The organism is Microbacterium sp. C448 (assembly GCF_000582705.2).
GTDB lineage: Bacteria > Actinomycetota > Actinomycetes > Actinomycetales > Microbacteriaceae > Microbacterium > Microbacterium lacus_A.
In genome coordinates this window covers 1-11,217 of record NZ_HG779621.1, presented here as the reverse complement: position 1 = coordinate 11,217, position 11,217 = coordinate 1, and the positions used below count along the sequence as shown (strand labels likewise).

The following is an 11,217-nucleotide window of genomic DNA, read 5'->3' as shown; positions in this document are numbered from 1 at the left end:
CCCCACGGCTGCGTGTTCGAAGGCTGGATGCATGACCGCACCCCTCGCGCTGCCCTCCCTCACCTGGGGCCCCACCGACGCGCCCCGCCGAGCCCTGCTCATTCACGGTCTCGGCTCGAGCGGCGCGCTGATGTGGCGCCTCGGCGCGGCCCTCGGCGAGGCGGGCTGGGCCGCGAGCGCCGTCGATCTGCGGGGACATGGCTCGGCACCCCGCGCGCTCGACTACACGATCGACGCGTTCGCAGCGGATGTCTCGGCCACCACTCCCCCGCACGGCGGCCCGTGGGACCTCGTGATCGGACACTCGCTCGGCGGCGCCGCGGCCGTCGTCGCCTCGGCGGGCCAACCAGGCTGGGCACGGCGACTCGTGCTGATCGATCCGGGCATCGTCGTGCTCGGGGCCGACGCCGAGGCAGTCCGCGTGAGCCAGGAACAGGCGTTCGCCGACAATCGCGCTGAGCTCGTGCGTGCGGAGCACCCGGAGTGGCACCCGCAAGACATCGAACTGAAGGTCGACGCGGTCGCGCGGGCGAGCCGCTGGGCGGTCGACCAGGTCGCCGTGCAGAACCCCGACTGGGACGTTCGCGACGCGTGCGCGCGCGTCACCGTGCCGACGCACGTCATCGGCGCCGACCCCGAGGTCTACAGCCTCTTCACGGGCGATATCGCGGCCGGCGTGCTCGCGGCGAACCCTCGGTTCACGATGTCCATCGTGGCGGGGGCCGGGCACTCACCGCACCGCGACAAGCCCGACGAGACAGTACGGCAGTTGCTCGGCGTGCTCGGCGGCTGACTTTGCCCGGTCGGGTCGTCGCGAAAGCTCGGCCCGCTCGGTCCCCGGCGGCGGGACAATAGAGGCGTGCCCGACTTCGACCCCACCGCCTACCTGCCCGACAACCTGATCGAGCGCATCCGCTCGCGGGCGGGAGCGCACGACCGCGAGAACACCTTCCCCGAGGACGACCTCGCCGATCTGCGCGCGGCGGGCTACCTCGCGATCCTCGTGCCCGAATACCGCGGCGGCGCCGGACTCGGCCTCGCCGAGGCATCCGTTCTGCAGCAGCGTCTCGCGGGCGCGGCACCCGCGACCGCCCTCGCGATCAACATGCACCTGGTGTGGACAGGGGTCGCGAAGGTACTGCAAGACCGCGGCATCGACGACCTCGCCTTCGTCCAGACGGGCGCCGCCGCGGGCGAGGTCTTCGCCTTCGGCATCAGCGAGGCCGGCAACGACCTCGTGCTGTTCGGAAGCGACACGGATGCCTCACCGCTCACCGACGGCGGGTACAGCTTCACGGGCACGAAGATCTTCACCTCGCTCGCACCCGTCTGGTCGCATCTGGGCCTGCACGGCCTCGACATGACATCCGCCGACGGCCCGAAGATGGTCTACGCCTTCGTCTCGCGCGACGAAGAGACCGCGGGCCGCATCACGACGCGGGACGACTGGGACACCCTCGGCATGCGCGGCACCCAGAGCCGCACGACCGAGTTGCACGCGGCCGTTGCGCCTGCGGACCGCGTTGTGCGCCGCATCGACCCGGGCCCCCAGCCCGACCCGTTGGTGTTCGGCATCTTCAGCGTCTTCGAGATCCTGCTCGCCTCGGTCTACACCGGCATCGCGCGCCGGGCACTCGACGTCGCCGTCGCGACAGCCCAGACGCGCACGTCGAAGAAGACCGGCACGACGTACAGCCAGGATCCCGACATCCGCTGGCGCATCGCCGAGATGGCGCTCGCGTACGACGCCCTGCCGCCGCAGATCGCCGCGTTGGCCGCCGACATCGACGGGCTCGCCGACCACGGAGCGCAGTGGTTTTCGTTGCTCGCCGGCCTGAAGCACCGCGCGGTCGTGGCCGCCAAGGCCGTTGTCGACGACGCGATCCTCGTCGCGGGCGGCTCGTCATACTTCGCGGGGTCCGAGCTCGCGCGGCTGTACCGCGACGTGCTCGCGGGCCAGTTCCACCCCTCCGACCCGGAATCGGCGCACTCGACCGTCGCGACCGCCTGGCTCGGCCCGATCGCGCGCTGACCCCTCGTCCGCCTGGCAGGATCGGAGGCATGCCTGCCGACTCCCTGCCCCCTGTCGCCCTGCCCTCGGTCGCCCTGCCCTCGGTGGAACTCGGCGACGGATTAACTGTCAGCGCCCTCGGATACGGGGCGATGAGCCTCACGGATGTCTACGGCCCGGTCGACGACGACACGGCGCTCGCGACCCTCACGCACGCGGTGGACTCCGGCATCCGCTTCGTCGACACCGCGAACGTCTACGGCGACGGCCGCAGCGAACGGATCATCTCGCGACTGCTCCGAACCCGGCGCGACGAGGTCGTCCTCGCCACGAAGTTCGGCATCCACGGCGGCTCGGCCGGCAAACGCGGGGTGCGCGGCACGCCCGAGTACGTGCGCGAGCAGATCGACCTGAGCCTGCAGCGCCTCGGCACCGACCACGTCGACCTCTACTACCAGCACCGGGTGGACCCCGATACGCCCATCGAAGAGACCGTCGGAGCGATGGCCGAGCTCATCGCGGCGGGCAAGGTGCGCCACCTCGGGCTCTCCGAGGCGACGGCGAACGAGCTCCGACGCGCCAATGCCGTCCACCCGATCGCCGCACTGCAGACCGAGTGGAGCGTGCTCAGTCGCGATGTCGAGCGCGCCGTGATCCCCGCCGCGATCGAGACCGGCACCGGCTTCGTGCCCTACTCGCCGTTGAGTCGCGGACTGCTCGGCGACGACTTCGACGCGACGCGCATCGGCCCGGGTGACATGCGGCCGAACTTTCCGCGATTCGCGCCCGAGAACCTCACGGCGAACGCGGCGCTACGCGACGAGTACCTGGCTGTCGCGCGCGACGCGGGCCTGACCGGCACCGAGCTGGCCTTCGCCTGGCTCTTCTCCCGCGCCGCTACCCTCGGCATCCCGATCGCCCCGATTCCCGGGTCGCGCTTCGCCGCGCACGTGGACGGATGGATGGGCGGTGTCGGTGTGACGCTCGACGCCGCGACGATGGAGCGCCTCGACGGCTTCGCCGACCGCGTGCACGGCGCGCGCAGCTTCGACCGCAACTGGACGAGCCTGCGCGGCGAGCCGTCCTGATCGCCCGGCCTGGACGGCGCCCGGCTCAGCGCTTGTCGAAGTCGAACGCGCGCAAGAGCTCCGCCACGGCCTGCTCGCGCTCGGTGCCGCCCTGCTCGAACATCGTCGTCACGTGGGTGCGCAGGTGGTTCTCGAGCAGCAGACGGTTGAGAGATTCGAGCGCCTTCTCGATGGCGCGGGACTGCCCGATGATGTCCATGCAGTAGTCCTCGTTCTCGATCATCTTGGTCAGCCCGCGCAGCTGACCCTCGAGGATGCTCGTGCGGTGCAGGGCGCGCTTCTTGATGTCATCGATCACGCCGCAAGATTACCGCCGTGGGCGGGTGGGTCGGGCAACGCAACCCCCGCCTGAGGCACGGTTCGCCGTGCGAGGATGACCGGATGGCACGCACCCCGATGGCCCTCCTGAGCCCCGCCGACCAGGCTCGCCGCCGCTCGCTGACGCGGATGAAGGCCGTCGCGCTCGGCGCACTGCTCTTCATGGCCGTCGTGTTCGTGTTCGCTTTCGCATTCCAACAGGACGTGCCCTGGTTGGCATACGTCCGCGCGGCGGCCGAGGGTGGCATGGTGGGTGCGCTCGCGGACTGGTTCGCGGTGACGGCACTGTTCCGGCATCCGCTCGGCATCCCGATCCCGCACACGGCGATCATCCCCCACCGCAAAGACGAGATCGGGCGCAGCCTCGGCGAATTCGTCGAGACGAACTTCCTCTCGGCAGAAGTGGTGCGTGAGAAGCTCGAGAGCATCGGCGTCGCCTCGCGACTCGGGACGTGGCTTGCACAAGAGCAGCACGCCGAGCGCGTCGCCACTGAGGGTTCTGCTCTCGCGTCTGCCGTGCTCCGCGCCGTCAGCGACGACGACGTGCGCGACCTCATCGCCGACCTCGCACGCTCGCACGTGATCGAACCCGAGTGGGGCCCCGCGGCCGGTGCCTGGCTCGGTCGCATCGTCGAGACCGGGGCGCATCACAACGCCGTCGACCTTGCTGCCGACTCCATCGCGACCTGGCTCGAGAGCAACCAATCGGCCTTCGCCGGTCTCGTCTCGCGACGACTGCCCGGCTGGGTGCCATCCATCGCGCATCGTCTTGTCGACGACACCGTCTACAAAGAAGCCGTGAACTTCGTCGCCGCGGTGCGAGCCGACCCCAAGCACCCGGCGCGGATTGCGATCGACGGTTATCTCTCGCGTCTCGCCGACAACCTGCAGCACGACCCCGACACCATCGCCCGGCTCGAGAACGCGAAAGCGACCGTCTTCGACAGCCCGCGCGTGCGCGACCTCGCGGCCCAGCTGTGGGACACCGCGAAGAACGGGCTGCTGTCGTCGCTCGCAGACCCCGAGAGCGGGCTCCGACTGCGTGCGCGCGCGGCCCTGGCCGAGATCGGGGGCCGCCTCGCTTCCGAGCCCGCGCTGCAGCGTCGTGTCGACACGTGGGTGACGGATGCGGCGACGTTCGCCGTCAACCGCTATCGCCACGACATCGCGTCGGTCATCACCGACACGATCGAGCGGTGGGACCCCGAAGAGACCACCGAAAAGATCGAACTGATGGTCGGCCGTGACCTGCAGTACATCCGCCTCAACGGCACGATCGTCGGCGCGCTGGCCGGGCTGACGATCTTCACGGTGGCGCACGCGATCTTCGGTGCATGACGTGTGGGCCGAAAAGCCTGGCCGCAACCGACGGTGATCGCTAGCCTGATGCCGTGACCCGAGGCATCCGCTGACATGGCCCTCTCCAGCCTGCCCCGCGCCGATGCCGCCACACCCGATGTGGCTCTGTTCAGCTACGGAACCCTCCGCCTCCCCGCCGTGCAACTCGACACGTTCGGTCGGCTGCTCGCCGGCGAACCCGATGTCCTGCCGGGCTTCACGACGGACTATCTCGAAATCGAGGACGCACGCGTCACGGGCGTCAGCGGTCGCGACGTGCATCCGATCGTCCGACGTACGGGGAACCAGCTCGACAAGGTGGTCGGCGTCCTGCTCTGGATCACCGAGGCCGAGCTCGAAGCCGCCGACGAGTACGAGGTCGAACAGTACAACCGGGTTTCGGTCACGCTCAGGAGCGGCCGCGACGCCTGGGTGTACGTGGCGCGCTGATTCTGAGAGTGAGGGTCACCCCGGGCATCCCGCCTCGCCCGCTGAGAGGGGGGCCGAGGGGTGCGACCTCGGGGTGGGGGGTGCCTCGAGGTCGCACCCCTGCCCCCCACTCATATTGCGGGGACCTACCGTCCGGCATCCGTCGGTTCGGGTCCGACAGGCGGCGCGGCAGGCGGTTCACGGCAGAAGCGACACGAGTCACGGCTGCGCAAATGGTGCTCTCCATAGGTATCGCACCGACGCGGGGACCGTCCACCACCACGGCGATATATCAGGCCGAGTCGTATCGAGCCGGCCGCTGAGCCTCCCCCCGGTCCCTGAGCCTGCCCCCGCTCCCTGAACCTGCCGAACGGACCCACCCGACCATCCCGAACGCTGAGCCTGTCGAAGGGACCAGCGCGACCTCGTAAGGTGGCCGCATGAAGACGCTCGCGCTCATCCGCCACGCGAAGTCGAGCTGGGATCATCCCGGCGTCGACGACCACGACCGCCCCCTGAACGAACGCGGCATACGTGACGCGCCCCGGATGGCCGCACGGCTAGCGGCTGAGCATCCGGAGCTGCGTGGTGCCGCTCTTCTCTCGAGCACCGCGCTCCGCGCCGCCACCACCGCCGATGCTTTCGCCGCCGCGCTCGACACGACCGTGCGCCTCGACGAACGCCTCTACGGTGCCACCCCGCGCCGCATCGTGGAGCTCGTCTCGGCCCGGTCAGAAGGCTCCGTGATCGTGGTGGCGCACGATCCGGGATTGTCGGATCTGTCCCGGCACTGGTCGAGATTTCCGGACGACGGCGGTATCCCGCACATGCCGACGTGCGCCGTCGCGGTCTTCGACTTCGGCATCGACGACTGGCGTGACCTCGAAACATCCGTCCCCGAGCGCTGGACCTACGCCATCCCGCGCGACTCCGACTAGCGGGCCTTCGCCTCAGTCAACTCGCGCTTCAGTCGACTTTTGTCACGGCTCCGCCCGTGATGCGTATCAGCTCGTCGAACGACAGCGGGAAGACCGTGTGCGGCGTGCCACCCGCGGCCCACAGCTCCGGGTAGGTGGCGAGGTGCTCGTCGACGATCGTCGTCAGCGGAGCGGGGTGTCCGGTCGGGGCAACTCCCCCGATCGCCTGGCCGGTCGCCTCGCGCACCTGCTCGGGTGTTGCCCGCGTGATCGACTGCCGGCCGATCCGCGCAGCCAACGCAGCGGTGTCGACCCGGTGCGAGCCGCTCGTCATGACCAACAACGGCTCGCCGTCGCTCCAGAACACCAGGCTGTTGGCGATCGCGCCCACCTCGACACCGAGGGCGGCCGCGGCGAGCGCGGCGGTCGAGGCGGCATCGGGCAGCACCACGATCTGACCGGGGATGCCGGCCTCGACGAGACGTTCGGCGACAATTCTGCTGCGGGGCGAGAGGTCTGCGTTCACGGATCCACCCTAGAGCCGCGTCGCACACCCGCTTTTCGGCGCCCGCCACCCTTTGCGGCGTCGTTCCCGCCCTGCGCCGCAAATCTCAAAGGAACATCGGCGGCAACTACACCCCAAACCCTCCAGATTCTGGCGTATCGGGGCCAGAATCCTTTCCGATTTACACGCGAACGCGTCGACCACCGCGCGCCGCAGACCAGAGCAGCCCCTTGATCGCGGCAACGACGACCTCGGGGCGGTAGAGGATGTCTTCGGCCGCCGGGCGGATCGACGTGTAGCCGAGCGCCGCGAGGGCCAGATCCCGGCGACGATCTTCCAGCTGGGCCTCCCATCCCTCGTGATGCGCGCGGCTATCGCACTCGATCACGAGCCACCCGTCGACGATGATGTCCACCCTGCCTACTCCGCGGATCGATACCTGGATCTCGACCTGACCACCGAGCGACCGGGCGATGAGTCGCACCAGGGACTCGGTCCCGGACTCGGCGCGTCCGTCGATGTGCGGACGCAAACCATGCTTACGCTCCGGAAGCGCACCGAACAACTCATGGAGATCGTCGGCACGAATGAAGCCGAGGTTCAGCGCGGAGTCGATGGTCGCAATCGCGGCGCGCGGCTTCTGGCACAGGATGGCCTGCCGGAGGGCATCGATCGGCTCCACCATCAGCGAACGCGGATGTGGCGTGCGCATCAGGTCACCCCAGTGGCGCACAACGTCTCGACCGGCCGGACGATGGACGCCGTTGCGCCAGTAGTGCGCATGGATGCCGGGTCGTTCCTCCACGAACACTTTCGACAATGCGAGCGCGGAGACGCAGTGCAGGCGGCCACCCGCGCGGGCCGCGGCAAGTACCGGAGCGGCCACCGTCGCATCGACGTAAACGTCGCTGCGAATCCGCAGGAGTGTGCCCGCGGCGACCGCCGCGGTGATGCGGCGCCGCGTCATTCCGGCACCGAGCAGGTCGGCGGAGGTGCGATAGCTGGTGATGGGAGCGGGAGGCCGTAACTGCATGAGCACCATCCGACCCCTGCCCGCAGCGCGCGCGGCGTTCGGGCCCCTGAACTGCAGACTCCGACGAGGAAAGGGGCCCTGGGGAGGACAGGCGCGGACACCGGCACGACGCGCTGCTGCGCCCCGGCAACGGCGAGTGCGTAAATCTGAAAGGAATGAAGCATCCAAAACATGCCTGAGAGCCCCGGATTGCCACCTGAGCGCCCGAGATTCCTTTCAGACTTACGCCAGGACGAGGTCAGCACCGCAAACCCCGGGAATGTCCATGCGGCAGCATGCGTTCCACCCGGTATGCACCGCAAACGCATCGGGTTCCTGAGCTTCGGCCACTGGCACCCCCACCACTCGAGCCAGACGAACACGGGCGGCGACGCGCTGCTGCAGTCGATCGAGCTCGCCGTCGCCGCGGAAGAGCTTGGAATAGATGGCGCCTACTACCGTGTACACCACTTCGCGCGGCAGCTCGCGAGCCCGTTCCCGCTGCTGTCGGCCGCGGGCGCCCGCACGAGCCGCATCGAGCTCGGCACCGGCGTGATTGACATGCGCTACGAGAACCCGCTCTACATGGCTGAAGAGGCTGCCGTGGCCGACCTGATCAGCGGTGGCCGACTGCAGCTCGGCCTGAGCCGCGGATCACCCGAGCCCGCGCTCAACGGCTCCCACTCGTTCGGGTACGTCCCGGCCGAGGGCGACACCGAGGCAGACCTCGCGCGCCGCAAGACCGAACTGTTTCGCACCGCGATCAGCGGCGAGCGGATCGTCCGAGCCGACCCGCGCATGAGCGGCGACGGGGCCCTCGCGATCCAGCCCCAGTCGCCTGGTCTTTCCGACCGCATCTGGTGGGGCTCCGGTACCCGCGAGACCGCCGTCCGCACCGCCGAGCTCGGCATGAACCTCATGTCGTCCACCCTGCTGGTCGAAGACACGGGCGTGCCGTTCGACGAACTGCAGCTCGAGCAGATCCAGATGTTCCGTGCGGCCTGGGCCGAGGCCGGCTGGGAGCGTGAGCCGCGCGTCAGCGTGAGCCGCAGCGTGATTCCGATCACGAGCGACCTCGACCGCCAGCTCTTCAGCTCCCGCGAGGACAGCCAGGATCAGGTCGGCATCCTCGAGGGTGTGCGGGCGCGCTTCGGCAAGAGCTACACAGGCGAGCCCGACGCGATCGCGGCCGAGTTGGCTCAGGATGCGGCGGTCCAGGCAGCCGACACCGTGCTGCTGACCGTCCCCAACCAGCTCGGGGTCGAGTACAACGCACGCATGCTCGAGACGATCGCCCGCGAGATTGCGCCCGCCTTCGGCTGGTCGCCCGCAGGCTCGCCCGAGGTGGCGGCTCAGGGCACCCGGTGACCCGCGGCGCGCGCCAGTTCGTACCACTCGGCGCGCGTCAGCGGGATGTCTGAGCCGAGGGCCGCCCCGGTGACCCGCTCGGGTGAGGTCGTCCCGAGCACGACCTGCATGTTCGCCGGGTGACGTGTGATCCACGCCGTCGCGATCGCGATGGCCGGCACGTCATAGGCGGCGGCCAGCCGGTCGATCACGGCGTTCAGTTCGGGATAGTCGGACGACCCGAGGAAGACCCCGTCGAAGAATCCGGCCTGGAACGGCGACCAGGCCTGCACCGTGATGCCGTTGAGGCGGCAGTAATCGACGATCCCGCCCCCGTCGCGCACGATCGACTGGTCGAGCCCCTGCATGTTGCCAGCGAGCCCCTGCACCACGATCGGCGCGTGCGTGATCGACAGCTGCAACTGGTTCGCAATGATCGGCTGTGTCACCGCAGACCGCAACAGGTCGATCTGCCGCGGAGTATGGTTCGAGACGCCAAACGCACGGACCTTTCCGGATGCTTCGAGCTCATCAAACGCGCGGGCGACCTCTTCGGGCTCGACCAGCGCGTCGGGCCGGTGCAGCAGCAGGATGTCGATGCGATCGGTGTCGAGCGCACGCAGCGACCCCTCGACGGAGGACATGATGTGCTCGTACGAGAAGTCGAAGTAGGGCCCCTCACGAACGATCCCGCACTTGGTCTGCAGCGTGATCTCGTCGCGCTGCGAGGGCGTGAGCCGCATCGCCTCGGCGAAGCGCCGCTCGCAGCCGTGGAGGTCCGTGCCGTAAACGTCGGCGTGGTCGAAGAAGTCGATCCCGGCGTCTCGTGCCGCGGCGACGAGTTCGCGCACCTCATCGTCGGTCTTTTCCTGGATTCGCATCAGGCCCAGCACCACGTTCGGCGCGGGCGTTCCTGCAAGTGTGATGTTCTTCATGACGTCTCCGAAAGGCGTGTTCAGGCGGACAGCGACGCGAGCTCGTCGTCGCTCAGCTCGATGTCGGCCGCGAGCACCGAATCCTGGATGCTCGTGGGCCGCGAGGCCCCGGGGATGGGGATGACGATCGGGGCGAGCGCGAGTTCCCATGCGAGCGCGATCTGCTGCGGGCTAACACCCCGAGCATCCGCCACCGTCTGGAACGCGTCGTGCTGCGCGCCCACATCGGCCGCGCGAGTGATGCCACCGAGCGGCGACCAGGGCAGGAACACGATACCCAGGCGGGCACAGTGCTCGAGTTCTTCGAGGCTGGAACGGAACACCGGCGAGAACTGGTTCTGCACCGAGACGAGCCGGCCGTCGAGGATGCGGTTCGCCTCATCGATCTGAGCGATCGAGGCATTGGAGATTCCGGCCATCTCGATAACCCCCTCGTCGAGCAGTTCGCGCAACGCCCCCACCGAATCGGCGTAGGGCACCGAAGGGTCGGGCCGGTGGAACTGGTACAGGCCGATCGCCTCGACGCCGAGACGACGAGCGGATGCCTGAGCCGCTTCCTTGATGTACTCGGGACGCCCGTTGAGGGTCCAACTGCCGTCGCCCGGCCGCAGGTGTCCGCCCTTGGTCGCGATCAGCACGCCCGATGTGTCGCCGCCGTACGAGCGCAGCGCCTCGGCGATCAGCGTCTCGTTGTGTCCGACCTCGTCGGCGTGCTCGTGGTACGCGTCGGCGGTGTCGATGAGTGTGACGCCCGCTTCGAGCGCGGCGTGGATCGTCGCGATCGACCGGACCCGATCGGGCCTTCCCTCGATCGACATCGGCATGCCGCCGAGTCCGATCGCGCTGACGGTGCGAGATCCGATGGGTCGCTGCTGCACTGTTTCCTTCTTCCGGGTCTGGAGTCGGCCACCACTCTAAGCCGAACCGCCGACACCAGACGGGGGGTTGCGTTCAGCCCCGCGACCGCCCGACACTGCGAGCGAAGCCGTATTCTTCAGGTGTTCCTCTCGTCCGTCGAACACCCCACTCACGAAAGGATCGTCCCATCACTATCATCGTCATTCTGCTCGTGGCCTGGGCCATTCTGGCCGTCGTCGGCTTCGCCCTCGAGGGCCTGCTCTGGCTCGGCATCATCGGCATCATCCTGATCATCGGGACGATCGTGTTCGGCTTCGTCCGACGCGGCGTCAACAAGGCCAAGCGCCCGTCCTGATCCGCACGAAACGAAGAAGGCGCCCTCGCGGGGGCGCCTTCTTCGTTTTCCTCGAGCGGCGTGGGCCCACCCAAGGGTTCTCATCACCGCACACACGACCAAAC

13 protein-coding genes are annotated in these 11,217 nt (G+C 68.8%); 8 read left to right on the top strand and 5 right to left on the bottom strand.

Annotation, left to right across the window (positions count from 1 at the left end; translation table 11 throughout):
* The first annotated feature begins 31 nt into the window (after positions 1-31).
* The 3 genes from MIC448_RS04025 to MIC448_RS04015 all read left to right on the top strand — a co-directional run bounded on the left by MIC448_RS04025 (position 32) and on the right by MIC448_RS04015 (position 3,099).
* Positions 32-793 carry an alpha/beta fold hydrolase gene (locus MIC448_RS04025; protein ID WP_036296419.1) on the top strand — a complete coding sequence of 254 codons (762 nt, stop codon included), beginning with the start codon at positions 32-34 and terminating at the stop codon, positions 791-793.
* A gap of 66 nt (positions 794-859) precedes the next feature.
* Positions 860-2,032 carry an acyl-CoA dehydrogenase family protein gene (locus tag MIC448_RS04020; protein ID WP_036296418.1) on the top strand — a complete coding sequence of 391 codons (1,173 nt, stop codon included), beginning with the start codon at positions 860-862 and terminating at the stop codon, positions 2,030-2,032.
* 29 nt (positions 2,033-2,061) lie between these two features.
* Positions 2,062-3,099 (top strand): aldo/keto reductase, encoded by a 1,038-nt coding sequence (locus MIC448_RS04015; protein ID WP_051513098.1) that lies wholly within the window; start codon positions 2,062-2,064, stop codon positions 3,097-3,099.
* 25 nt (positions 3,100-3,124) lie between these two features.
* On the opposite strand, the gene MIC448_RS04010 is transcribed toward MIC448_RS04015, so the two are convergent.
* On the bottom strand, positions 3,125-3,397 hold the full coding sequence (locus MIC448_RS04010; RefSeq protein ID WP_036296416.1) for a metal-sensitive transcriptional regulator: 273 nt from the start codon (positions 3,395-3,397) through the stop codon (positions 3,125-3,127).
* Positions 3,398-3,480: 83 nt separating this feature from the next.
* On the opposite strand from MIC448_RS04010, the gene MIC448_RS04005 reads away from it, so the two are divergent.
* From MIC448_RS04005 to MIC448_RS03995, 3 genes are all read left to right on the top strand, one after another.
* Complete coding sequence (locus MIC448_RS04005; protein WP_036296413.1) at positions 3,481-4,755, top strand: DUF445 domain-containing protein; 1,275 nt, start codon at positions 3,481-3,483, stop codon at positions 4,753-4,755.
* A gap of 75 nt (positions 4,756-4,830) precedes the next feature.
* Positions 4,831-5,205 (top strand): gamma-glutamylcyclotransferase family protein, encoded by a 375-nt coding sequence (locus MIC448_RS04000; RefSeq protein ID WP_051513096.1) that lies wholly within the window; start codon positions 4,831-4,833, stop codon positions 5,203-5,205.
* A gap of 419 nt (positions 5,206-5,624) precedes the next feature.
* Positions 5,625-6,122 (top strand): histidine phosphatase family protein, encoded by a 498-nt coding sequence (locus tag MIC448_RS03995; RefSeq protein WP_036296411.1) that lies wholly within the window; start codon positions 5,625-5,627, stop codon positions 6,120-6,122.
* A gap of 28 nt (positions 6,123-6,150) precedes the next feature.
* Here the strand turns inward: MIC448_RS03995 and MIC448_RS03990 are convergent, their stop codons facing one another.
* The gene (locus MIC448_RS03990; protein ID WP_036296408.1) at positions 6,151-6,627 is read right to left on the bottom strand and encodes a YbaK/EbsC family protein; all 477 of its coding nucleotides are present in this window, start codon (positions 6,625-6,627) and stop codon (positions 6,151-6,153) included.
* Positions 6,628-6,787: 160 nt separating this feature from the next.
* On the bottom strand, positions 6,788-7,639 hold the full coding sequence (locus MIC448_RS03985) for an endonuclease domain-containing protein (RefSeq protein ID WP_081766169.1): 852 nt from the start codon (positions 7,637-7,639) through the stop codon (positions 6,788-6,790).
* A 291-nt stretch (positions 7,640-7,930) separates the two neighbouring features.
* Here MIC448_RS03985 and MIC448_RS03980 point away from each other — a divergent pair, with 291 nt between their 5' ends.
* On the top strand, positions 7,931-8,986 hold the full coding sequence (locus tag MIC448_RS03980; protein WP_036296405.1) for an LLM class flavin-dependent oxidoreductase: 1,056 nt from the start codon (positions 7,931-7,933) through the stop codon (positions 8,984-8,986).
* On the opposite strand, the gene MIC448_RS03975 is transcribed toward MIC448_RS03980, so the two are convergent.
* A complete protein-coding gene (locus MIC448_RS03975) occupies positions 8,971-9,900 on the bottom strand; it encodes an aldo/keto reductase family oxidoreductase (protein WP_036296402.1) in 930 nt (309 codons plus the stop codon). The two genes, MIC448_RS03980 and MIC448_RS03975, sit on opposite strands and share 16 nt — an antisense overlap.
* Before the next feature lie 20 nt (positions 9,901-9,920).
* Positions 9,921-10,778, bottom strand: a complete 858-nt coding sequence (locus MIC448_RS03970; RefSeq protein WP_036296399.1) for an aldo/keto reductase — start codon at positions 10,776-10,778, stop codon at positions 9,921-9,923.
* Between the two features lie 191 nt (positions 10,779-10,969).
* On the opposite strand from MIC448_RS03970, the gene MIC448_RS03965 reads away from it, so the two are divergent.
* Entirely contained in the window at positions 10,970-11,113 is a 144-nt protein-coding gene (locus tag MIC448_RS03965) for a hypothetical protein (RefSeq protein ID WP_157811250.1), read from the top strand.
* Positions 11,114-11,217 lie beyond the last annotated feature (104 nt).